This is a genomic window from Rhodobacteraceae bacterium S2214, from assembly GCA_025141675.1.
Lineage (GTDB): Bacteria > Pseudomonadota > Alphaproteobacteria > Rhodobacterales > Rhodobacteraceae > Yoonia.
Genome location: CP081161.1, coordinates 598,955 through 622,664 on the forward strand (window position 1 = coordinate 598,955; position 23,710 = coordinate 622,664).

Annotated in this window: 24 protein-coding genes; 10 read left to right on the plus strand and 14 right to left on the minus strand. The window is 54.9% G+C overall.

Annotated elements, in window-relative coordinates; translation table 11 throughout:
• Window position 1 precedes the first annotated feature (1 nt).
• The 5 genes from K3729_02820 to iolD all read right to left on the minus strand — a co-directional run bounded on the left by K3729_02820 (window position 2) and on the right by iolD (window position 5,472).
• Entirely contained in the window at window positions 2-844 is an 843-nt protein-coding gene (locus tag K3729_02820; GenBank protein ID UWQ99749.1) for a class II fructose-bisphosphate aldolase, read from the minus strand.
• 85 nt (window positions 845-929) lie between these two features.
• Window positions 930-1,772 (minus strand): 5-deoxy-glucuronate isomerase, encoded by an 843-nt coding sequence (locus K3729_02825; GenBank protein UWQ99750.1) that lies wholly within the window; start codon window positions 1,770-1,772, stop codon window positions 930-932.
• A 3-nt stretch (window positions 1,773-1,775) separates the two neighbouring features.
• A complete protein-coding gene (iolC, locus tag K3729_02830) occupies window positions 1,776-2,774 on the minus strand; it encodes a 5-dehydro-2-deoxygluconokinase (protein ID UWQ99751.1) in 999 nt (332 codons plus the stop codon).
• Entirely contained in the window at window positions 2,771-3,610 is an 840-nt protein-coding gene (locus K3729_02835) for a phytanoyl-CoA dioxygenase family protein (GenBank protein ID UWQ99752.1), read from the minus strand. Before K3729_02835 ends, iolC begins: the two co-directional genes overlap by 4 nt.
• The gene (iolD, locus tag K3729_02840; protein UWQ99753.1) at window positions 3,610-5,472 is read right to left on the minus strand and encodes a 3D-(3,5/4)-trihydroxycyclohexane-1,2-dione acylhydrolase (decyclizing); all 1,863 of its coding nucleotides are present in this window, start codon (window positions 5,470-5,472) and stop codon (window positions 3,610-3,612) included. Before iolD ends, K3729_02835 begins: the two co-directional genes overlap by 1 nt.
• Window positions 5,473-5,555: 83 nt before the next feature.
• Between iolD and K3729_02845 the strand changes: the two genes are divergently transcribed.
• The 3 genes from K3729_02845 (at window position 5,556) to K3729_02855 (ending at window position 8,800) form a co-directional block, all read left to right on the plus strand.
• A complete protein-coding gene (locus K3729_02845) occupies window positions 5,556-6,659 on the plus strand; it encodes a Gfo/Idh/MocA family oxidoreductase (protein UWQ99754.1) in 1,104 nt (367 codons plus the stop codon).
• A gap of 14 nt (window positions 6,660-6,673) precedes the next feature.
• Window positions 6,674-7,564 carry a sugar phosphate isomerase/epimerase gene (locus tag K3729_02850; protein ID UWR00915.1) on the plus strand — a complete coding sequence of 297 codons (891 nt, stop codon included), beginning with the start codon at window positions 6,674-6,676 and terminating at the stop codon, window positions 7,562-7,564.
• A 78-nt stretch (window positions 7,565-7,642) separates the two neighbouring features.
• A complete protein-coding gene (locus tag K3729_02855) occupies window positions 7,643-8,800 on the plus strand; it encodes a Gfo/Idh/MocA family oxidoreductase (GenBank protein UWQ99755.1) in 1,158 nt (385 codons plus the stop codon).
• Between the two features lie 100 nt (window positions 8,801-8,900).
• Here the strand turns inward: K3729_02855 and K3729_02860 are convergent, their stop codons facing one another.
• The 8 genes from K3729_02860 to K3729_02895 all read right to left on the minus strand — a co-directional run bounded on the left by K3729_02860 (window position 8,901) and on the right by K3729_02895 (window position 15,731).
• A complete protein-coding gene (locus K3729_02860; protein UWQ99756.1) occupies window positions 8,901-9,161 on the minus strand; it encodes a hypothetical protein in 261 nt (86 codons plus the stop codon).
• 89 nt (window positions 9,162-9,250) lie between these two features.
• Window positions 9,251-10,252 (minus strand): LacI family DNA-binding transcriptional regulator, encoded by a 1,002-nt coding sequence (locus K3729_02865; GenBank protein UWQ99757.1) that lies wholly within the window; start codon window positions 10,250-10,252, stop codon window positions 9,251-9,253.
• A gap of 20 nt (window positions 10,253-10,272) precedes the next feature.
• A complete protein-coding gene (locus K3729_02870; protein ID UWQ99758.1) occupies window positions 10,273-10,494 on the minus strand; it encodes a hypothetical protein in 222 nt (73 codons plus the stop codon).
• Window positions 10,494-11,267, minus strand: a complete 774-nt coding sequence (locus tag K3729_02875) for an ATP-binding cassette domain-containing protein (protein UWQ99759.1) — start codon at window positions 11,265-11,267, stop codon at window positions 10,494-10,496. The genes K3729_02870 and K3729_02875 overlap by 1 nt, the downstream gene beginning before the upstream one ends.
• Window positions 11,268-11,285: 18 nt before the next feature.
• Window positions 11,286-12,368 carry an ABC transporter permease gene (locus K3729_02880; GenBank protein UWQ99760.1) on the minus strand — a complete coding sequence of 361 codons (1,083 nt, stop codon included), beginning with the start codon at window positions 12,366-12,368 and terminating at the stop codon, window positions 11,286-11,288.
• 100 nt (window positions 12,369-12,468) lie between these two features.
• A complete protein-coding gene (locus K3729_02885) occupies window positions 12,469-13,407 on the minus strand; it encodes a sugar ABC transporter substrate-binding protein (GenBank protein ID UWQ99761.1) in 939 nt (312 codons plus the stop codon).
• A gap of 83 nt (window positions 13,408-13,490) precedes the next feature.
• Window positions 13,491-14,300 (minus strand): TIM barrel protein, encoded by an 810-nt coding sequence (locus K3729_02890; protein ID UWQ99762.1) that lies wholly within the window; start codon window positions 14,298-14,300, stop codon window positions 13,491-13,493.
• Window positions 14,301-14,534: 234 nt separating this feature from the next.
• Window positions 14,535-15,731 carry a Coenzyme F420 hydrogenase/dehydrogenase, beta subunit C-terminal domain gene (locus K3729_02895; GenBank protein ID UWQ99763.1) on the minus strand — a complete coding sequence of 399 codons (1,197 nt, stop codon included), beginning with the start codon at window positions 15,729-15,731 and terminating at the stop codon, window positions 14,535-14,537.
• 103 nt (window positions 15,732-15,834) lie between these two features.
• Here K3729_02895 and K3729_02900 point away from each other — a divergent pair, with 103 nt between their 5' ends.
• From K3729_02900 to K3729_02910, 3 genes are all read left to right on the plus strand, one after another.
• A complete protein-coding gene (locus tag K3729_02900; protein UWQ99764.1) occupies window positions 15,835-16,452 on the plus strand; it encodes an aspartate/glutamate racemase family protein in 618 nt (205 codons plus the stop codon).
• Entirely contained in the window at window positions 16,449-17,627 is a 1,179-nt protein-coding gene (locus K3729_02905) for an MFS transporter (GenBank protein ID UWQ99765.1), read from the plus strand. The genes K3729_02900 and K3729_02905 overlap by 4 nt, the downstream gene beginning before the upstream one ends.
• 66 nt (window positions 17,628-17,693) lie before the next feature.
• Window positions 17,694-18,716: an aspartate-semialdehyde dehydrogenase gene (locus K3729_02910; protein ID UWQ99766.1), complete on the plus strand. Its 1,023-nt coding sequence runs from the start codon at window positions 17,694-17,696 to the stop codon at window positions 18,714-18,716.
• 72 nt (window positions 18,717-18,788) lie between these two features.
• Here K3729_02910 and K3729_02915 read toward each other — a convergent pair whose 3' ends face one another.
• The gene (locus K3729_02915) at window positions 18,789-20,366 is read right to left on the minus strand and encodes a hypothetical protein (GenBank protein UWQ99767.1); all 1,578 of its coding nucleotides are present in this window, start codon (window positions 20,364-20,366) and stop codon (window positions 18,789-18,791) included.
• 134 nt (window positions 20,367-20,500) lie between these two features.
• On the opposite strand from K3729_02915, the gene K3729_02920 reads away from it, so the two are divergent.
• From K3729_02920 to K3729_02935, 4 genes are all read left to right on the plus strand, one after another.
• Complete coding sequence (locus K3729_02920; protein ID UWQ99768.1) at window positions 20,501-21,247, plus strand: sulfite exporter TauE/SafE family protein; 747 nt, start codon at window positions 20,501-20,503, stop codon at window positions 21,245-21,247.
• 57 nt (window positions 21,248-21,304) lie between these two features.
• Window positions 21,305-22,414 carry a serine/threonine protein kinase gene (locus K3729_02925; GenBank protein ID UWQ99769.1) on the plus strand — a complete coding sequence of 370 codons (1,110 nt, stop codon included), beginning with the start codon at window positions 21,305-21,307 and terminating at the stop codon, window positions 22,412-22,414.
• Window positions 22,415-22,732: 318 nt separating this feature from the next.
• Complete coding sequence (locus K3729_02930) at window positions 22,733-23,182, plus strand: hypothetical protein (protein ID UWQ99770.1); 450 nt, start codon at window positions 22,733-22,735, stop codon at window positions 23,180-23,182.
• A 54-nt stretch (window positions 23,183-23,236) separates the two neighbouring features.
• On the plus strand, window positions 23,237-23,446 hold the full coding sequence (locus K3729_02935) for a hypothetical protein (protein UWQ99771.1): 210 nt from the start codon (window positions 23,237-23,239) through the stop codon (window positions 23,444-23,446).
• Window positions 23,447-23,710: the final 264 nt, after the last annotated feature.

Below are 23,710 nucleotides of genomic sequence, written 5' to 3' on the forward strand. Positions count from 1 at the left end.
TTTAGCCTTTCATCATGGGGGCCGCAAAAGCGCGCAGAACAGTTTCTGCAGCGGCTTGAACGGGGGCATGGGTGTCTTTCAGGATCGTATTGCGATCAAAACGGTCAGGGTCTGCATTTACGGCGTCGCGCAAGGCGGAGCCAAATGCCATGCGTAATTCGGTCCCAATGTTAAATTTGCACACGTTTGACGTCTTAGCCAGCAACGTGCGTTGATCCATCGGAACACCGGACCCACCGTGAATAACCAGCGGCACGGTTGTCACAGCCTCAATCGCTTTGATCCGGTCCATGTCCAATCCGCCGGATTTATCTTGCTGCAAATGGACGTTGCCGACGGACACAGCCATCGCATCAACGCCGGTCTCGGTTGCGAAAATCGCAGCCTCTTCCGGATCAGTGCCTGCTGACGCCTCACCGTTGTCGTAGCCCACAAAACCAATCTCGCCTTCGCAGGAAATACCAGCGGCATGGGCCATATCTGCGATCTTTTTCGTCTCGGCGATATTGTCGCGCAACGCCTTTCGCGATCCATCAAACATCAAAGAGGTGAAACCGCTGTCCAGCGCCTCAGAACAATCATCATAGGTGTAGCCATGGTCGAGATGAGCGACGACAGGCACCGACGCATGCTCTGCCAAATGGCGGAACATCTTCCCCAAAATCGGCAGCGGCGTATGTTCGCGACAACCGGGACCGGCCTGTAAGATCACAGGACAGCCCACGGCTTCGGCAGCGGCGACATAGGCGTGCATATCTTCCCAGCCAAGGGTCACAAGGCCCCCAACGGCATAACCGTTTTTTAGGGCTGGTTGCAGGACGTCTTTCAGTGTGACGAGAGGCATGCGTATTCCTTTAGCATAGCGCTTGTGGAGAGTGCGGACCCTCCGGGGGGGATATTTTTGACCAAAAGAAGCGGGGCGCGGTGCCCTACTTGAACTTCGCGATCATGTCTTTGATGCCTGGAATCGTTTCCAACTGATCCGCGTGGGATGGCTGGAAAAACTGCACGAGACTGCGTTGCGACAGACCACCAAGGATCGTGAAATAATACATCTCGTAACCCGGAAGAACGGCACAAGGATGATAACCGCTGTCGAGACAGATCGTTGATCCATCAACGAGGTGATACGCATCACCGGCTTTGCCGTCTTCGCGTTGCAGCATCTGCACGCCGGACCCGTGGTTCGGTTTGAAACGGAAATTGTAGGTCTCGTCATGGCGCGTCTCAAGCGGCAGGCGATCCGTGTCATGTTTATGCGACGGGAAACCGGACCAGCCGCCAGCGCCCACGGTGAACAATTCGGACACCAACAAACGGCCGACTTTATCGTGGTATTTCGTGCCCAAGATATGTTTGATCTTGCGGTGCGTTTTGGTGTCATCGGACCCGTATTGCACCTTGTCCAACTCGTCAGAGCGGACAGCGAAGGCGTCCAGCACCTTGTCGTAACGCGCACCCGCGACGAACACTTCGGCCTCGTCGGACATGCAGACCATCGTAGCCTTAGCCGCTGTCGGGACATAAACACCTTCAGGTTCACCGTCCCAAACGTCAACGACACGGTGGCCCAATCCGGCGACCTTGAACCCTTCGATATCGACGTCGATTGTACCCGTCGCAGGCACGATGCAGGTCTCGTAACCGGGCACGCTGTATTCAAAGGCCTGACCCTTTTTCAGCTTTACGATGTTGAAATAGTTCAGCGGCACAGTGGCGTCATCGACATCGACGATTGGATTATTCTGGTTATCAAACGGGGCAATATGCATGGTCTATCCTTCGTCGCGCGGCACAGATGCGCCGGGGTGAGTGTTCAAAAATTCTGTAAGGTCAGCGGGGTAAGGCATCGCAGGCGCGCAACCCGGCTTGCCGACGACGATGGCCGCACAAGCAGAACCGCGCAAAACGGCGTCTTCCAGATCGTATCCATCGGCGATGGACGACAGCATGCCCGCCATAAAACTATCACCGGCCCCTGTCGGTTTCAGCGCCGTGACGTTGTAGATGCCCGTGCGCAATTCACCGTCTTTGGTGATCGTCACGGCGCCATGTTCGCCCATTTTGTAGACCACAATGCTGGCCGTGTTGGCTGCTAATTCGCGGGCCTTATCCAGCCCTTTTTCAATCCCACCAGCCATAAACCCGAATTCTTCGTCATTGCCGACGATCACGTCCGACAAAGCACCGGCACGGGACAGCACATCGGCTGCGACTTGTGGCGATGGCCAGCTATAGGGGCGGTAATCCACGTCAAAGATAATCGGCAAACCGGCCTTGCGCGCCAGATCGAACGCGGTGAAGGCTGCTGTGCGAGACGGTTCGGCGGCGAACACCGTGCCCGCAGTCACCAACGCGCCAAAGCGTTGGTAATCAACCGCGCGAACATCATCCTCGGTCATTTCAAAGTCAGCCGCGCCATTGCGGTAAATCACCGACTGATGCCCCGCGATCCGGCTTTCGTACAAAGCCAGCGAATTGCGTGCCTCCCCGCCGACGGTCTTCACGTAGGTATCATCGACGCCGTATTTATCGCGCAACATTGTCTGGCAGGTGCGCCCAACCGCGTCATCAGACACAGATGTGACCAACGCAGCTTTGCCGCCCAGCTTCACGATGCCCGCCGCGATATTGGCGGATGATCCACCCATATCTTTGGTGAATGCCGTGGCCTCTTCTATGCCGATCCCAACCTCGGTCGGAAACAGATCAAGCCCCACGCGACCCACAACGACAAAGTCGTTTTTCCGAATGCCTTCAATCACATCGTTCACTTGCGACCTTCCGCATTCCCGCCCGCATCGGCGTCCAAAATCTTAGGGTAAGGGTAATTCATGCCAAGCAACTGGCGCATGTCAGGGCATGCCGCATCAAGGAACTCTTGCGGCAGGGCGGCGGGCATATCCTCAAGTGGTTTCACGAACTTGGGCAGGTAGTTAATCAAAACGGCGTTCCGATCGTGATCCGCATTGTTCGGCATCGCACAGTGCCACATCACACCGTAAAACAAGACGACATCACCGACATCGCCGGTCATCTGCTCGCATTTATCGTAGAAATTGTCGGCCTCTGTCGGATAGCGCAGCTCCTTTTGCGATCCGGGCACATAGCCCGTGGCACCGCTTTGCTCGGTAAACGGATCAAGAATAATCGACACCTGCGCATTCATCGGAAACGACCCGTTGAGCCCAATCGGATGGCTGTCAGCGTTGTAAAAATCCCAATAGGGGTAATCGACATGCGGCTCTTGGCCGGGACCACCGGGCAAGATGCGGTTGGCCGCGATAGAGCCCATGATGAACTCTGTCCCCAGAAACTTGCGCAGGATATCCATCAACACCGGATGGGCGGCCATCCGCGAAAATACCTCGCCTTTCGCCAGCAAATTCCAGACCCTGCGTTGCAAGTTCAATTTGCCATCATCTGCCGCAGCCCCTTGAAAATGCGTGGTCTTGTCGGCGTCGTTTTCAGAATGCGCCATAATAATCCGGCGCGCTTCAGCTATATCCGCATCGTCAAAAAGACCCTTGATCGCGACAACACCGTCGCCATTCAGAAGGGCATCAACGATTGTATCAGGTTCAGCAGTTTCAGCCGTAAAACGCAGCATCACACGCCCTTCCGCTGTTTCGGACGCGAGGATTCCCAATCGACATGGGCATCGCGGACCTTGTCAGAGGTCGTGATGTGCGGCGTTCCGACTTCCCACCACGCATGGCCTTCGGTCGTCCAGCCTTCGTATGGATCGACGTTCATCACGATGACGCTGGTGTTTGTCGCCTCTTTCGCGCGTTTGAATGCCTCGCCCAATTCGGCCGCGTTCGATACGGTTTCCGCATTGGCGCCCATCGCGCGGGCGTGCGCTTCGAAATCCACCCCAACTTGGTTCACAGCCGTCGGTGTATCCGCAATCAGGTTGTTGAAACTCTCGTTGCCAGTGTTGTTTTGCAGCTTGTTGATGACGGCAAAACCGCCGTTATCCAGCACGCAAATGATCATCTTTTTGCCAGTCAGCACGGCGGAATAGATGTCCGAATTCATCAGCATATAGGATCCGTCACCTGTGAAGACGACGGTATCTGCGTCCGGTTCATTCTCGGCCTGCGCGATGCGCGCACCCCAGCCACCGGCGATCTCGTAGCCCATACAGGAAAAGCCGAATTCAACATCGACAGTCCCGATATCCAGCGTTTTCCAGTTCGCCGTGACTTCCGCAGGAAGTCCACCAGCCGCCGCAACCACACGGTCACGCGGGTCCATCAGATCATTCACGACGCCGATGGCTTGCGCATAGGAATTCGGGCGGTTCCCCGGTTTGCAGTTCTCGGCGACATAGGCGTCCCACTTTTTGCGCTCGTCTTGGGCAAAAGCGGTCCAATCCGCAGGGGCCTTATAATCGGTATCCATCGACGCGAGGCAAATCGCGGCATCGCCAACCACAGTCAGCGACATATGCTTTGCGGCATCATGGCGACCAACGTTGATCCCCACGATCTTTGCGTCATGGGCAAACGCCGTCCACGATCCGGTGGTGAAATCCTGTAAACGAGTCCCAACGGCGAGGATCACATCAGCCTTCTCAGCAATACTATTCGCCGAATCCGACCCCGTGACCCCAATCGGCCCGCAGTTCAGCGGGTGATCGTTGGTCATATTCGCGCGGCCCGCGATGGTCTCAACCACAGGAATACCTGTAGCCTCCGCAAAGGCGGTCAATTCTGCCACAGCACCAGAATACTGGACACCACCGCCTGCAATAATCATCGGACGTTTAGCCGTTTTCAGCAGGGCCATCGCATCGACAACCTCTTCCATATCAGGGGCTTGGCGGCGAATGCGGTGCACGCGCTTGTCAAAGAAGCTTTCAGGATAATCATACGTCCAACCCTGCACATCTTGCGGCAGGCCGATAAACGCAGGCCCGCAATCCGTAGGGTCCAGCATCGTGTTCAACGCAGCAGGCAGGGAATTGATCACTTGGGCCGGATGCGTGATGCGATCCCAGAACCGCGATACGGCCTTGAAAGCATCGTTCACACCCAACGTCGGATTGCCGAAATGCTCTAACTGCTGGAGAACCGGATCGGGCAGGCGGGTCAAAAACGCATCACCACACAGCATCAACATCGGCAAGCGGTTCGCGTGCGCCAACGCAGCAGAGGTCAGCAGGTTCGCTGTACCTGGACCAGCCGAAGCTGACGCAAACATAAACCGACGCCGCTTGTGATACTTCGCATAAGCCGCCGCCGCGAATCCCATCCCTTGTTCGTTCTGACCACGATATACGGGCAGTTCGTCGCGATGATTATACAACGCCTCACCCAGACAGGTGACGTTGCCATGGCCAAAAATGCCAAAGCCCCCGCCACAAACACGGGTCTCAACCCCATCAATTTCAATATATTGGTTCGCAAGCCAGCGGATGATGGCTTGGGCTGTGGTCAGCGTCACAGTTTTGTTTTTCGTGGTCATGCGTTTCGCCCATTGACGGTCATTCGAATCTTAGGTTACTCATTTTGCAACCGGTTGCAAACCGTAAATTGATTGGACAAGCAATGAAGCAGATTGGCATTGGGATCGTGGGCGGCGGCTACATGGGCAAAGCGCATGCTGTGGCGCATTCTGCCGTTGGCGCCTTGTTCGATACAGCGCTGCGCCCACGGCTTGAAATGGTCTGTGCGACCAATGATGCATCCGCCGAGAAATACAGAAATGCTTACGGATTTCAGCGCGGTACGTCCGATTGGAAGACGCTTGTGCTGGACGAAAAGGTAGAGGCAATCGTGATCGCCTCCCCCCAGTCCACGCACCGCGAAATCGCTGAGCTGGCCTTCAGCGTCGGCAAGCCCGTGTTCTGCGAAAAGCCGCTGGGCCGCGACGTCGCAGATAGCCGCGCGATGGTGGCCGCTGCCGAAAAGGCAGGGGCGATTAACATGAGCGGTTTCAACTACATCCGCACCCCCGCTAGCCAATACGCAAAGCAATTACTGGACGAAGGTGTCATCGGCGACATCACCAGTTTCCGCGGCGAACATACCGAAGATTTCATGGCCGACCCGCAGGAACCCGCGACATGGCGAACGGACGGCATTGCAAACGGTTGTATGGGGGATCTATCCCCGCATCCGATCAATTGCGCACTGCGCCTGATGGGCCCGATCGAAAAACTGATAGCAGAGGTCGAAACCGTGATCCCAACCCGTCCCGGGGGCACCGTGACCAATGATGACCACGCGCAAATCATGTGCCGATTCGCATCCGGTGTGCTTGGCAATATCTACGTCAGCCGCACGGCGACGGGCCGCAAGATGGGGTACAAGTACGAAATCACAGGGACCAAAGGCGCGATTTATTTCGACGGCGAAGACCAGAACGCGATCCACCTCTACAAAATGGACGGACTTGACGCGCAACGCGGCTTTACCAAAATCCTGACAGGTCCCGCGCACCCCGATTACAAACCCTTCTGCCTCGGACCGGGGCACGGGACGGGCTATCAGGATCAAATCATCATCGAAGCCAAGGATTTCCTGACGGCAATCCACACCGGCGAAAACATCTGGCCCACATTCCGCGACGGGATGGAGGTCAATCAAATCGTAGCTGCGTCGCTTGCATCCTCGCAGGCCAAGACATGGCTCAACGTCAACGACTTCTGAAGAAAGCACCTGTCATGACAATCACCATCGGCAACGCGCCCTGTTCTTGGGGCATCGAATTTCCGTCTGATCCGGCATACCCCACATGGGAATCGGTTTTGGACCAATGTGCAGCGGCGGGCTACTCAGGCATCGAACTCGGGCCAATCGGCTACATGCCGGAAGACCCTGCAGTCTTGGCACCAGCCCTCGCAAAACGGGGCCTCAGCATCATCGGCGGCGTTGTGTTCCAGCCGTTCCATGACGCGGACAAATGGGACGTGGTCATGGATGCAGCGCGCCGGACCTGCGAAGCGTTGAAAGCACACGGCGCAAAACACCTCGTGCTGATCGACAGCATCTCGCCACGTCGCGCACCAACAGCAGGCCGTGCTGACGAAGCCGAACAAATGGATGACGCCGAATGGGCCACTTTCCGTGACCGGATCGTCGCGGTGGCGAAAATGGGGGCCGAAGAATACGGGCTGACCGTCGGCATCCACGCACACGCGGGCGGCTTCATCGATTTTGAACCAGAACTGGAACGCCTGCTGTCCGAAGTGGACGAAAGCATCCTCAAAATCTGCTTCGACACGGGCCACCATTCCTATGCTGGTTTTGATCCGGTTGCGTTCATGAAGAAACACATCAACCGCATCAGCTACATGCACTTCAAAGACATCGATCCCGTGGTGAAGGCCGACGTGGTCAAAAACCGCACCGATTTTTACAAAGCCTGCGGTCAGGGCATTTTCTGTAATTTGGGCGAAGGCGACGTCGATTTCCCAGCCGTGCGTCAGGTGCTTCTCGACAACGGCTTCACCGGCTGGTGCACCGTCGAACAAGACTGCGATCCATCCATGCCCGGCACCCCGCTAGAGGACGCCGAATCCAACCGCAAATATCTCGAATCTATCGGCTTTTAAGGCTGCAACGGCAGTGCACGGGTCGTGCACGCCTTGTGCACGCAAGTCACAAGCTGATTTTTGGTAAGGAATACACAGATGACAAAACTCAAATGGGGCATGATCGGCGGCGGCGAAGGGTCGCAAATCGGACCAGCACACCGGCTTGGCGCGGGGCTCGACGGGCTGTTCGACTTTACGGCTGGCGCACTTGATCACCGGCCTGACGAAGGCATCGAATACGGGAAACGCCTTGGTCTGGGTGATCGCGCCTACGGGTCGTGGCAGGACATGTTAGAAGGCGAGAAAAAGCGTGGCGATGATCGCGTTGATCTTGTGACAGTGGCAACGCCAAATGCGACTCATTACGAGATTACAAAGGCTTACCTCGAAGGCGGGTTTCACGTTCTTTGCGAAAAACCAATGACAATGACGGTCGAAGAAGGCGAAGCCATTGTCGAAATCGCTAGTAAAACCGGCAACATTTGCGCGGTGAACTATGGTTACTCCGGCTACTCACTCGTGCGGCACATGAAAGCCATGATCGCACGCGGCGACATCGGTGCGGTGCGGGTCGTTAACGCGGAATTTGCACATGGGCACCATGCTGATGCGACGGACGCCGATAATCCCCGCGTGCGCTGGCGGTATGATCCGGCACAAGCAGGCGTTTCAGCACAATTCGCAGATTGCGGCATCCACGCAATGCACATGGCGTCGTTTGTCACAGGGCAGGAGGTCACGAAACTCTCGGCAGATATCGTATCCGCAATTCCTGTGCGGACTCTCGAAGACGACGCGATGGTCAATTTCCGCATGGATGGGGGTGCAGTAGGCCGCCTTTGGACCAGCTCCATCGCGATTGGTCGGCAGCACGGGCTCGGCATCCAAGTCTTTGGCGAAACTGGTGGCCTGCGTTGGTCACAAGAACAGCCGAACCAACTGTACTACATGCCGCTTGGCGAACGCTTGCAAATCATCGAGCGGGGTGAAGCAAACCTGTCGCCAGAGGCAGATCGCACAACCCGCGTCACCATCGGTCACGCCGAAGGCATGCCGCTGGCTTTCGCCAATATTTACAAAGACTTGGCCGAAGCAATCAGCGCACGCAAAGAAGGACGTGTGATGGATGCAGCGGCAAATCTGTACCCCCGCGCCGAAGACGGCCTGCGGTCGATGGCAGCCGTTGTCGCAGTCGCGGAATCAGGCAAAGCAGACGGCCAATGGCTCGACGCACGCCCGCCAATGTTCCGCTAAACAAAAGGGCCCGTGCAAATGACGGGCCCTCTTTCTTTTGGTCATAAATATCCCGGGGGTTTGGGGGCTGGCCCCCATATCGAATTTTCTGGAAAATTCGTTATCCGGCTGCTTCCGCCGTCAGCCGATCCATCATTTCGCATACAGCGGCTTCATCCCCAGCCGCTGCTGCGGCTTCCAGTTCTGTTTGCATTTGCGCGACAAGCGCTTGGGCCTTGCCTGGATCCACCGCCATCAACGTTTGCACAGCAGCAATCAGATCGCCCTGCTTTGCCTGAACGTCCGCAGGTGTGCATGCCAACGCTTGGTTGGCAGAGATTACGACAACGGCGACAGTCGCAAGGATACGTGTTTTCAACATCTTAAAGCCTATCAAATTGTTCGGACCTGTTAGACCCAACTGATAGGGCCAAATCAACCACGGATCGGGTCTATCGGCGCGGTTTCGCCTTACGGCAAAGGACGCAGGGTCCCACGTTCGATCACAGAGCAGTCAAACAAATGGGCCTTTGGTGTTATCGTCGTGTCATCCACAATGGCGGCGACAAGCTCGATCGACTTGGCGATGATGTCTTTCAACGGGTTGTGGATCGTCGTCAGGTTGATGTTTTCCCAACTGGCCATTTCCATGTCATTCAGGCCGATGATGCCAATGTCCTCGGGCACCCGTAATCCAGCGTCTTCGATTGCGGATAAGGCCCCAATCGACAGCACGTCATCGCCGCAAAAATATGCCTCGGCCGGGGCGCCTTCTGCCAGCAAACGCTGCATTTCGGCCCGACCTGCGTCAAAAGAATAGGCTGTTGCTGCACTTGTTGTGACAGCCACATCGGACGCGGTGGCCAGTTCGGTAACAAAACCTTTTTCGCGGTCTTGGGTCGATGTTGCGGACCGTGGACCGCCTAAGAAACCAACACGTTTGTAGCCACGCGCGACCAACGTCTTTGCCGCCAGTCGGCCTGCAGAGATGTTGTTGATCCCAATGACATTGACCTTCGGGCTGACCGCATGGCGGCCAAAGGAATGGACGACGGGAACGCCAGCTGCGCGAAATGCCTCTGCGAAAGAGGCGGGCAGGGTGGAGGACGCGACGATCACACCGTCTACCGAATATTGGCGCAACATCCGCACCGAATTTTCAGCGTCGGTTTCATCGGTCAGGTTCACCAGCAAAGGGCGCAAGCCGCGATCCTGTAAGCCACGGGTGAACAGGTCGAACACCTCTAGAAAGATGGGGTTATGAAAGTTGTTGGACACCAGGCCGATCATCTTGGTTCGTCCGGTGGTCAACGAAGAGGCCAGCGCATTGGGGCTATATCCCAAATCAGCGGCGGCCTTTTCGATCTTCTTACGGGTCTTGGGTGAAACCGATGCCCCTTCGGTATAGGTCCGTGACACGGCAGAGCGTGAAACACCGGCGCGTTCTGCGACGTCTTTCAGCGTGACTGCCATTTGGAACCCCCTTTAACCACTTAATCGTTCTGACGAGGTTCTTTAGCGGGGTCTGCGATGGCCGCATAGTCGATTGTTGCAAATCGCTGGCCGCAGATGACCGAAAGTCCGATAAAGAATATCGCCCAAAAGGTATTCCCGCCCGCGATCTCAACCAGTCCCCAGACAAAACAAACGATGACCACGGCCACCCGTACCCAAACAGGTTTGAAAAACGGGTGGGCGAGATCAAAAAGTTTCATCAGGCGACGCCTTCGTATTCGGCGCCGGTCTTAGCACCCGTGATATAGGACACCACATCGTTACCGTCCGTCTCTTTGACGTTCAGGTTGGCGCAGATGCGGCCACGGCGGAATACGATGATCCGGTCCACAAGGTCAAACACCTGCCGCATGTTGTGCGACACAAGGATCAGGCTTTCGCCCTGTTCCTTGAGCGTGCGAACGATGTTTTCCACCTGAGCCGTTTCTTGAACACCCAAGGCAGCCGTTGGTTCGTCCATGATCGTTAGCTTGGATGCGAACGTCGCTGTGCGGGCAATCGCCACACATTGACGCTGACCACCAGACATGTTGGCGATGGTATTTTTGATGTTGGGGATCTTTACGCCGGTTTTCACCAGCCCCTTCATCGTGTCTTCTTTCATCGCTTTGTAGTCCAGCAGACGGAACGGGCCGAGCCAGTCGAACTTCGTCTTTTCACGGCCAAGGAACAGGTTGTCTGGCACGTTCAGGTCATCGGCCAATGCCAGCGTTTGGAACACGGTTTCGATCCCCGCCTCGCGCGCATCCAATGGCCCTGCAAAGCTGACGGGTTGGCCGTCAAAGATGACCTCACCCCGCGTGCGTTGTTCAACCCCGGTGATCTGACGCACGAAGGTGGATTTACCCGCTCCGTTATCGCCCATGATCGCCACGTGTTCACCGCGTTTCAGTTGAAAATCGGCGTCTTCCAAGGCATGCACACCACCGTAGTGTTTGGTCAGCCCTTTGGTTTCCAGAATGTAATCTGACATTGTTCAGGTCCTCCCGTCTTATGCCCGCGACGCGGCGCGTTGTTGTTGCCATTGGTCCAGTGCAACCGCACTGACGATGATCATGCCCAGTACCATTTCTTGGTAGAAGGCCCCGAGTTTCAGGAACGTAAAGCCGGATGTAATCACACCGATAATCAGCGCACCAATCACTGTACCGATGATCGACCCACGCCCCCCGAACAAGGACACGCCGCCGATCACGGCCATCGCAATCGCTTCGAGTTCATAGGTTAGCCCCATGCCGGATTGCGCTGTCAGGTTCTTGGACGTCAGGATGACAGCCGCCAAACCAGCCAACATACCAGCGATGATATAGACCAGCACCAGATGGCGTGGGACGTTGATACCGGACATGCGCGCGGCTTGTTCGTTTGATCCAATCGCGTAGGTGTGTTTGCCGTAGACAGTGTAGTTCATGATGAAGTGGAAGAGCACAGCTAGCGATAGGAAGATAATCACGGGCATCATGCCAGCGCCGATCTTTGCGTAGCTTTCTGTCGGGAAAGACACAGGGTTGCCGCGCGACCACCACTGCGCCACGCCGCGTGCAAACAGCATCATACCAAGCGTTGCGATGAATGGGGGGATGCGGGCAAAGGCCACGAGAAGGCCGTTGATGCACCCCGCAATCAGCCCGACGCCAAGCCCCACCATGACGGGGATCAACCATGGCAAATCAAGCGCCCATTCGCCAAAGATGGCCTTTGGATTTGGTGCGCCGTTGACTTCGGCGACCTGTGCGAAGCTCATCGCGATCATGGCCGTTGCACCAACGACAGATCCGGATGACAGGTCAATGCCAGCCGTGATGATCACTTGGGTCACACCAAGGGCGATAATGCCGATGATGGCCACTTGGACGATGATGATCCGCAAGCGTTGTTCGTTGAAAATAGTGTCAAAACGGTCGCGTGTATCAAACAACAGGCTTTGACCGTTCATATAAGGGAGCACTTGGCCCAGCACTTCGAAGATAATGATAATCAAGATCAGGGCGCCGAAAACGTTCAGCTCATTTGGCCATTGCCGTTTGGATTTGTCGAAGGTCAGGCCGCCTGTCCCGTCGCTATTGTCTGACATCTGTCAGCTCCCCTTAAAAATGTAGGTGGGTGGTCGTTTGATGTGGGGCAGCGCCGGGCCGCCCCACATGGTCATTTTGGCCGTTGTAAGTCGATTAAACTTACTGAAAGTCAGCCAGATTTTCAGGTGTCACCAGTTTGAATGGGATGAAGACCGTCTTGTCGACTTCTTCGCCATTGGCCAGCGCCATAGCTGTTTCGATGGAACCAGCGCCTTGACCTGCAAGGTCTTGGAAAACTGTAACGTCCATGTCGCCAGCGGACATCGCCAGCAGCGCGTCGGATGTCGCGTCAACACCACCAACGACAACGTCGTCCATGGAAATGCCAGCGGCTTTCATCGCTTGGATCGCGCCCAGTGCCATTTCATCGTTGTTGCCGAAGACAGCATCGAATTCATCACCGGAAGAGATCCAGTTTGTCATCAGGTCGTTGGCTTCGTCGCGGGACCAGTTTGCTGTCTGCTCATCCACGATTGTGATGAAGTTACACATGTCCATGCCGATCACGTCATGGAAATCTTTGGTCCGCTGAACAGCAGCTTGGTTGGACAGCTGGCCAACCAGAACATATGCAGCTGCACCGCCTGCTTTGCCTTCAGCGCGCAGCTGACGGCACATTTGGAACGCGGCCAATGTGCCGGATTCGATTTCGTTAGATGCCACGAACGCCTGACCATCTGGCAGTGTGTCCATGTTGATCGGCTGGCGGTTCACATAAACCAGTGGAACGCCCGCAGACGCTGCTGCGTTGGACATCGCTTCAGTTGCGTTCGTGTCAACTGCGTTCACGATGATCGCATCAACGCCGGACGCGATGAAGTTGTTGATCTGGTCAAGCTGCTTGGCCACATCATCAGTCGCGTCTTCAACCTGCAATGCAACGTCGTCGCTTGCTTCGTCAAATGCTGTCATGCCGTTCCGCATCACTGTCAGGCCGTTGTCGTCGAAACGTGCAACGGACACACCGATCTGCATTTCAGCAATCGCTGTCGTGCCCATCAGGGTTGTCAGGCCAGCGGCCAAAAGTACTTTTTTCATTGTTTTCCTCCCAAGGAATGTGCCCGGCGCACATGATTCAAAAACCGGGGCCCTGTAGTTCAGGGCGTTGAGTTCATCCCCCCTCATGCGGCTTGCGCCGAAAGGTTTGAGGTGATGAATGCGATAGACTTTGCCAGCGCTGTGGCGGGGTCTGTCATGGCGTGAATATCTGGAGCGAAGCATTCAAATGATGCGGCCCCTGCGTAGCCTTGTGACCGTAAGGCTTTCAATTGAATGACGTTGCCAAGCCGATCTTCGGTATCAACCAAAACGCGGTAGGTATCCGTCATGTCTTGCGTTTTTGGGATAGGATCAGTGATGCCGGAGATATGAACCAATCCGGTGAGGTTAGCGTGAAAAGCGGTATCACCTGACAAATGATGGTGGAACGTATCATGGACGATCTTGAAACAGGTCGGATTCCCCATTTCAGCCAGAACAAGTGCCACATCATCCTTGTGCCGTAGCGTGCTGGTCTCAAATCCAAGCGGTTCGATGAACCCGATCAGGTTCATATCGGTCAGCATCGGTTGAAAGATGTGTAGCGCGTTCCGCAACGCGTCCCGCTGCTGAGTGCGATCAACGATGCCGCTAGCTACGGCTGGGATCAATGCGACACCATGTGCGCCACACGCCTGCGCCGTTTCCATAAGGTTTTTTGCGGCGGCTACCTTGGTTTCGGGCGCGTCGTTGAACGCTTTCACCTCAGCCAAAGCAAGAATGTCGATCTGCATGTCCGTCGCCAAATCTTTGATGTGGTGCGCTGATGTGCCTTCGAAGAGCGGACGGTTCAAATCATTGCGAAATTCGACGCCCACGCAGCCCAATGCGGCCGCCAGTCCAAGCACGTCCTGCGCCGACAATGTCGGAACCGTCATGTGATTGAGCGCCATTGGCAACATCTGAAAAGGACTCCCCCGGATTTCGTATCACCACTGTAGGCATGGGATTTTCATTTTGCAACCGGTTGCATTAATGGGTGCAATAATTCGATCAAAGCGTTGAAAATGCTAAGTTAAGATTGATATTTTTGTTTCAAAGAAGCGGAGAAACGTCTCTTGAGGGATTCGCAAATCATTCTGTGCGGGGTGTGTGTGCGACTCGGTTCCCGTTTTAGGGCGCTGTCATCATTTTTCGTCGTCGGACCGCGTCAGGCCATATTTCGCGGCAAGTTTCCATACGTGGTCGGGGACCATGTTCTTCATTTTGGCCGGCTCTTCGCGACGCAAATGCAGGATCGTTTCGACGGCTTTCATGTCCAAACGTGCTTTGGCAAATTCGAGCCCCTTTGGCCCCAGTAACGGCATCAAGACCCCCATAATGGGGCGCAACCAATTGGGCATGCGTCGCAACGGCAATCCACCTGCCGCTAATTTGGTGTTCTCTAAAAAACCTTTGACGGACGATGTACGATTGCCTTTGGAACTGGGCGCCGTCAGCGATACCTCGTTGCCCAATCCGGCTAGCATTTCCGCACCACGATCGTTGCGGACGATCACCCATTGGTCGCCCATTCCGGCCATATATCCCACCGTGATATCCGACAGCCGGTTTGTATAATCGACACAGGTCTTGCAGGTCAGCGGGAAAAAGTCGCGGGGCAGATCGGACAGGGGCAGCTGTAGGAAAGGAATGTTGCGGATGGTGCCATCGGTAAAACGCAATTCAACATGGTAGTCTGCTTTGAATTCCAGATATGTGACGGTGTCGGGTTGATCCGTTAGCCTGCCAAGAAAGTCATGGAAATTCGCGGTTGTTGTGTTGTCCGAACAAGGGGTGCCTATGACATAAATGCGGTCGAACCCCAGCTTTGCCTCAACCGCACGCAACGCATAGATCTGACAGGGTATTCCGATCACGGCGATCCGTGTGTGCCCTGCTGCAATTGCCGGTTCGAGCAGCGCAAGAAGCGGCGCGTAGCCCATACGCATCCCGCGCGCTTGTGCCATGTTCGCGGCTTGCGTAATCAGCGCGGGTTGCGGTTTCCAGCGATCGTCAGGATCGGGCACCATGCAAAGCACCGCATCAACTGTTCCGGTTTCGAGCAACCGTTCGGCGAGCCGCGTTGTCAGGCCGGTCCATTGTGCGCCTTGGCGCGGGTTCTTCAGGGCGGCGCGATACATTTTCTGAGTTACCCCAAAGAAAACCTCGTCCCCTGACGACATCGCAGATCGTCCGTGTGTCTGTGTCTCAGCCAACGGATATGTGGGTTTGATGAATTGGCAAGCGGTGCCACACGCGCTTGGGTCCTTCATGCGGGACACGCCACAGTCGGTGCATAAGTTGCGTGGGGCAGGGTCAGCGAAGGACGGAGTTTCGATCATACTGTCAGCTTATCCTGACAGAAACATGTGTCCAGCGTTTCCGCCTCTTGTTGCCCATCGCGCTGCATGTCAGACATCACCTGCCTGAGGGAGGGTCACCAAAATGCGTATTGCTTGTCTTCACACCGCGCAGGTTCATGTCGCAACATTTACCGATTTGTTCGCTGACAAAGCGCCCGATGCTCAGCTCATTCATGTGGTCCGCGACGATCTTTTGGCGCAGGCCCAAGTTGGCGGCATCGCGATGGTCGAAGAACCGTTCATGAACGCGGTCGCGGCACTGGATGAAGCGGACGCGATCCTGTGCACCTGTTCGACGCTGGGTCCGCTGGTAGATCAGCTTGGCAATCCGAAAGTGGTGCGAATTGATCGGCCTGTTATGAACGTGGCTGCGGGCGTTGGTCCAAAGCCGCTATTGGCGCTTTGTCTGGAAAGCACACGTGCCGCATCGCTTGACCTGTTGATGGAGGCGGGCGCAAATCTAACCCCGACCGTCCACCTTTGCGATGGCGCGTGGGCCTTTTTCGAAGCAGGCGATATGGCGGGGTTCGCCGATGCGATTGCCAGCTCCATTCGCGCCGTTGCTGCTGGCCATGATTGCGTTGTCTTGGGGCAAGCGTCGATGCGTGTTGCGGAGCCTGCATTGCGCGATCTTGGCATTCCGGTTCTTTCATCACCTGCGCTGGCCGTGGATCGCACTATCGGAGTTGCGTTGTTATGAAGTTAGGCATTGCAGTATTGGTGCTGGCGTACGGCCTGTCCCAGTTTTACCGCGCGTTTTTGGCGGTTCTGGCACCTGATCTGCAGGTCGATATCGGCGCGATGCCAGATGATCTTGCCGCCGCATCCGGTGTTTGGTTCCTCGTCTTTGCGGCGATGCAGATTCCGATTGGCGTCGCGCTGGATCGTGTCGGGCCAAAATTGACGGCTGTTGTGATGTTCGCGCTGGGCGCGGGCGGGGGCGCGTTTGTTTTTGCGATGGCCCAAAGCCCGATCCATGTGATTATTGCGATGGGTCTGATCGGCCTTGGCTGTGCGCCTGTTTTGATGGCCAGTTATTTCATTTTTGCGCGCACTTATTCGCCAGCTGTCTTTGCGACATTGGCGGGTGCGACAATCGGGATCGGGTCGCTTGGCAATCTGGCGGGCGCGTCGCCGATGGCGTGGGCGGTCACGACCTACGGTTGGCGCGAAACGATGCAGGGGCTTGGTATCGTGTCGCTATTGGTGGCTGTGCTGATCTGGGTCACGGTCAAGAACCCGCCAACGGTTGAAACCGAACATCGAGGGTCGGTGTTTGATCTGCTGAAGATGCCGCAGCTTTGGCCGCTTTATGCGCTGATGTTCGTGAACTACGCACCGGCGGCTGGTCTGCGCGGTCTATGGGCTGGCCCTTATCTGCGCGATGTTTATGGGGCAGATGTCAGTCTGATCGGGCAAGTGACCTTTGTGATGGGCCTTGCCATGATCGCGGCAAGTTTTGCATACGGGCCGTTAGAACGGCTATTTCGAACCCGCAAATGGGTCATCATTGCGGGCAATACGCTGAGCGTTGTGTCGCTTCTGATCCTGTCAATCGTCCCCGATCCCGGTGTTTGGGTATCCGCGGCGCTGTTGGCAGCTATCGGGTTTGGCGGCAGCACGTTCCCGCTGCTGGTTGCCCATTCCAAGGCGTTCTTTCCTGCCCACCTGACAGGGCGCGGTGTGACACTGGTCAACCTGTTTAGCATCGGCGGTGTTGGCGTTGCGCAATTCGCGACTGCGCCGCTGCATACCTATGGTGTCGGCATGGCGGGTGGCTTTACCACCGCATACGGCCTGATCTTTGCGTTCTTCCTTGTGACAGTCTTGTGTGGCTTGATCGCTTATTTCTTCGTGACCGATCGCACGGATTAGTGATCCCCCTTTCTTTTGCTGGACCTGCGCGGTAAAGGGGCGTCGGTTTAACCAAGGATAGGATCAATGGGTTACAAAATCGTCATCGTTGGCGCCACAGGCAATGTGGGTCACGAAATGCTCAATATCCTCGCGGAACGTCAGTTCCCTGTGGATGCAATTGAAGTACTGGCCAGCCGTAAATCGCTGGGCACGGAAGTGTCATTTGGCGACAAAACCCTGAAGACGAAAGACCTTGATACGTTTGACTTCACGGGCTGGGACATGGCGTTGTTCGCTGTCGGTTCTGAAGCGACAAAGAAATACGCACCAGTAGCTGCGAAAGCGGGCTGCGTGGTCATCGATAACTCGTCTCTGTACCGCTACGATCCGGACATTCCGCTGATCGTGCCAGAGGTGAATCCAGAGGCCGTGCACGACTACAAAAACAAGAACATCATCGCGAACCCGAATTGTTCGACCGCACAGATGGTTGTGGCGCTGAAGCCTTTGCATGACCGTGCGAAGATCAAACGCGTTGTTGTGTCCACGTACCAGTCCGTGTCTGGCGGTGGTAAAGCTGCGATTGATGCGCTGTGGGACGAGACAAAGTCGATCTACAACCCGACGGACAACAAGACCCAAGACGTGTTCACCAAGCAGATCGCGTTCAACGTGATCCCGCACATCGACGTGTTCATGGAAGACGGCACCACGAAAGAAGAGTGGAAGATGGTCGTCGAGACGAAGAAAATCGTCGACAAGAACATCAAGGTGACGGCGACCTGCGTGCGCGTGCCTGTGTTCGTTGGCCATTCAGAATCGATCAATATCGAGTTTGAAGAATTCCTCGACGAAGACGAAGCCCGCGATATCCTGCGCGAAGCACCGGGCATCATGGTCATCGATAAACGCGAAGACGGCGGCTACGTGACGCCAATCGAATGCGTCGGCGATTTCGCGACGTTCATTTCGCGCATCCGTCAGGACAGCACAATCGACAACGGCCTGAACCTGTGGTGCGTATCTGACAACCTGCGCAAAGGTGCTGCATTGAACGCGGTCCAGATCGCAGAGCTGCTGGGACGCGAGTGCCTGAAGAAGGGCTAAATTTCCTGAGAGATTGTAGAAAAGGCCTCGCAGTGATGCGGGGCCCTTTTTGTTTGGGGCATTTGCCTTGCGCTAAGAGTCCTTCGGACCGTCGTCGTTTGGTTTTTCGCCAAAGGTTAAACGATACCATCTCGAAAACCATCCAAGCCCGGCTTGGCCGCGATCACCTAGTTCACTTAATGGCTGCCCTAGGCGCTTTATCAAGAAGATCGGGACGCCCACTGGGCCTTTCACGGCACCTTCAAGGAAGTCACCACCAGACTTCGCAAGTTCATTGTTTCGTTTTCTAATTTGGCGTTGCTGTTCCTCAGTATGTTCGGCAAGCCCTAAGGACAGTTCGCGGGTTGATGACGAAACGGCTTTGACTTCAACTTCGCCTGAGTCAGGGAGTTGGACCTGATCAACCTCCGCGCGGTATTCGTCCGCGACGTCTTTATCGACGCCATCAGTCGTTTCCAGAACGTCGGCGACCTGCACAAACGCCGCTGTGTTAGCGTCTTGGCTAACTGTCGACGTCGGCGCGGGTTCGGCATTGTAGGTAACCCAATCGGGGAAGCGTTCCACATAGACGAGCAAAGCCGCTGCAAAGTCGCGCATGTCATCTGCAGCACCGGTTGGTAGATTCTGAACAAATTCGGTATTTTCCGCGAGCCGCACAAGCCGTTGCGCCTGAACCCCAATACGGATGACGTTCTTTGGATCGTATTCATAACCCATGGCGCGGTCGAATGCTTCTAATCGACGGGGAAGTGGTGCATAATTGGATGGATTGAAATCAGCAGCAAAGTCGGTGCGGTATTCCTTTAAAGCCTCCCAACCAAGTTTCGCGAGCTCGTTAGCATCGTTTCGGGGGAGCCCTTTGCTGTTTGCTCGTGTTACCAGTGTTTCTGAAACGAGCACCTCAAGCGGGGCTGGCTTTCGTTCAGGGAGCTTGCTTTCAGTATTGCTAGACGTTTCACCCGGCAGCACCCAATCTTCGAGGTAATCAAACAATGTGCGGGCGCGTTCGCTGTTGTCTTTGATCTCTGCAATCTCCGCAATTCGGGAGTCAAGGTCGCAGGCTTTGCATTCCCGCAGGGTTAGGCCGTCGAGTTCGGGAGCTTCGATAAGTCTTTTAAGCGAGCGCAATGGACGTAAATCGACAACCTGTGAGCCGCTGATGTCGAGCCACGTCATCCCGATCATCCCTACGATTGGCGAAATATCTTTGATTTGTGTATCTGCGAAGTGAAGCGTCTCGATCCACGTCATCCCTGCGATTGGAGAAAGGTCAGTGACTTGTGTTTCATTAAGGTAGACCGTTGTGACATTTTTCATCCCAGCGAGGGGTGCGAGATCGGAGATCGCTGTTTGGTCTAAGTCGAGTGTCATGATCCCCGACATTCCTGTGATGTCTGAAATATCGGCAATCTGTGTTTTGCGAAGGTTTAGTCTGCGGATCGCTGTCAACCTCCTGATGGTCGAGAGATCGTTGATCGCCGTTTCGGAAAGATTTAAGTATGTTAAAGAAGTTGCTGTTGTGATGTCCGCGTTCAATTCGGACAGCGATGCGAAACCCTTGAGGCCGGACAGGTCCAGCGTATCCGCCCCCGTCTCAATCGCTTCTCTGATCCGCCGCTCTGCTTCTTTGATGTCGTCTTGGTCGCTCATGCCGTCCTCCGCAGTTTAGATATGGCCGCCGTACCTGCGAAACACAACCAGCGGCTTAGCCTTCCTTTCCCGCTTGGACCGCTAGTGGATTGCGCCTAAGGTCCGGTTGACCCGTTCATGAAAGCCCAGCCCAGATGTTCGCAGTTGATCAGTTTGCCTTGATGATTGCGGTCATTTTTATCTTTGCGGGGTCTGTGAAGGGGCTGGTCGGGATCGGGATGCCGACGGTGTCGATTGGCATCATGAGCCAGTTCAGCCAGCCCCATTTTGCGATTGCCGTCGTCGTGTTCCCTATGCTGGTCGCGAATATCTGGCAGGTGTACCGTACGGGCGTCGGGCTAGATACGTTGCGCCGGTACAAGGTGCTGGTCGCGTTTATGGTCGTATCCCTGATGATCACGACCTTTTTCACGGCCAAGGTGCCCCCTGATTTTCTGATCGGTGTGATTGGCGTCGCTATTGTGATTTTTGCAGTCACCAGCCTTGCCCGTACCCCGCCTGCGTTGCCGGATAATCGTAACGGGCTTGGTCAGGTGATCACGGGGATCGCTGCTGGTGTGCTGGGTGGCTTCACGAGCATTTGGTCGCCGCCGTTGGTGACGTATCTGATTGCCCGCCGCGTGGAGGCCGAGGAATTTGTGCGTGCCGCTGGCGTTTTGATCCTGATCGGGACGGTTCCGTTGATCGTGGGTTTTTGGCAAACCGGATTGCTGAACGGGGAAACTGCCCCGATGTCGATCATGATGATTGTGCCCACGTTGATTGGTTTCACAATCGGCGAGGCGATCCGCAGGCGTATGGACCCCCAAAAGTTCCGGCAGGTCATTTTGTGGGTCTTCCTGCTGATGGGGATTAACCTGCTACGGCGCGCTTTTTTCTAACGCTTGTCAGGCAAAAATTTTGTGACTACCCATTTTTGAAATGTTTGGGAGAACAAGATGCAAAAGACTGTCGTCAATAGCTGGAACGAATGGGATCCATTGAAGCATGTGATCGTTGGCCGCGCTGATGATTGCCATATTCCGCCGGAAGAACCAGCCCTTGATGCGAAGGTCCCCGAAGACAGTGACATGCGCGGTCAATGGGGGCGCCGTCCGCAGGACACGATTGATCGGGCGAATGAACTGCTCGATATTTTTGCGGCCCAATTGCAGGCCCGTGGTATTCGTGTGGATCGTCCGACGAGCATTGATCATTCATTGCCCGCGACGACGCCTGACTTCCACACGGATAGCCAGTTTGGCTGTATGCCGCCGCGTGACGTGCTGCTGACGGTCGGGTCTGAAATGCTAGAGGCGACGATGTCGTATCGCTGCCGCTGGTTCGAATACCTGAACTATCGCCCGCTGATGCAGCAATATTTCAATGAAGACCCGAATTTCCGTCATGAAAGCGCGCCAAAGCCGCGTTTGACGGATGCGGATTATCATCCCGATTATCTGAGCGATAAGATTGGCAACGCAAAGCGCCTGCAATGGGCCGCTGAGAAGTTCTTTGTCACCACCGAGGAAGAACCGCTGTTCGACGCCGCTGACGTGCTGCGATTTGGCCGCGATCTGGTTGTGCAGCACGGGTTCACAACGAACCTGAAAGGCATCGAATGGCTGCGGCGTCATTTCCCTGATCACCGTGTGCATACTGTTAATTTCCCCGGTGATCCTTATCCGATCCATATCGACGCGACTTTTACGCCGCTGCGCCCAGGATTGATCCTGAACAACCCGCAGCGTCGTTTGCCAGACGATCAGCGGGCCATGTTTGAAAAGAATGGTTGGGAAATCCACGATGCGGCACAGCCCGCGCATAATACGCCGCCGCCGCTATGCTATTCATCAACGTGGCTTTCAATGAACGTGCTGGTGCTCGATCCGAAAACGGTCTGTGTTGAGAAATCAGAGGTCTACCAAGCTGAACAAATGGACAAGCTGGGTATGGAAGTTGTCGAAGTCGAATTGCGCGATGCCTACGCTTTTGGGGGCGGTCTGCACTGCTGTACGGCGGATGTGTATCGCGAAGGGAATTGCGAAGACTATTTTCCGAATATGTGAAGCCTGTTATGAATTTAAAAGCGAAGAGGCGGTGTGCAATTAAGCAGCCGCCTTTTCGTTGGCTGTATCAATTGATTTAGTTAATTTCATGTTAATAAAATATTAACGAATTAGTGAAAAGGTATCATACATCGAAATGCGTTAACTATTATGGCGAAATATTGTCATTGCTTCCAATTCGGCAACAGCCCAGTTTTGTTAACTTTTTGCATTAAGCAAGAAAGATAAACAGTATCGGGAATCTAATCGATTCTGTTTCGATTCGATGCAATTTTGAGGCCGATGTGCGCTCATTTTGCGGACAAAAGTTAACGAAAATTGGGCGATTCTGGCGAAAACTGTCTATTTCTAAGTTTTTTTCAAAATTGCCTTCGTATTGATTTTACGGTTTTTTTCTCATTTTTACGTTACGTCCGGGGAAATAGAAAAGTCACTTCCCATGAAATTCACTTTCGTTTTGCGAGATTAATTAATCAATCCGCAACTGGGGGCGATGAAATGAAACTGACGATAAGCAAAGGAGCTGCCACTCCTTTTCCTGAGATTGAAGGCGACTTTTTAGACCGACTGACGCGTAGTGCTGATGATATCATGCAAGACCGTGCCGACGAAAAGAAGCCAGCACAAAAAGCGCAAAACGTTAACGGACCTGTGTCTCGTACCAGCCGCGCAATCAAGTGCGTTGTGTCTCATACAGAGTACCAAATCACACCGCTATTGCGGTTGATCGTTTCCCACCGTGTTCCGAATGGCGCACGGACTGCCTAACACCAGAATTATACTACAAATCTCAAAACAGACGTTCACCAAAAAGGAAGAACCATGTTCAAAATTACTTTTGCCGCAATCGCTCTTTTGTCCACAACAGCCTGCATGGGGACAAGCAGTCAAACTGTTTCGACCAAAATGACAAGCCTTGTGGACGGCTGTCCGCATTACACCGGCATTAGCCGTGAATATTCCCGTACCGCACCTGGTTTGCCTGTACGCTGTGGTCCGCAGTCCGAACTTCCGGTTACGTACCTTGATTGATCCTGATCGTGTTGCTGGCCTTGTTTGAGGCCAGCACCCGTTTGCTGAACACCGATGCCCTTGGCGGGGGCCTGCTTCGCTGGACGCTTATGTGATCTGCGTCGATGTGAGGGGCGGTGTGAAGTAGAAAAGGGTGGTTCCCGAGGGGAGCTACCCTTTTTCTTTTAGTTTCGAAATGCGCACAATGATATTAAATTGCGCCATTGTTTCGACAAATTGATTTGGTCTTCTGATTTTGTAAACGTCGTTTTTTACCGCGGCGCG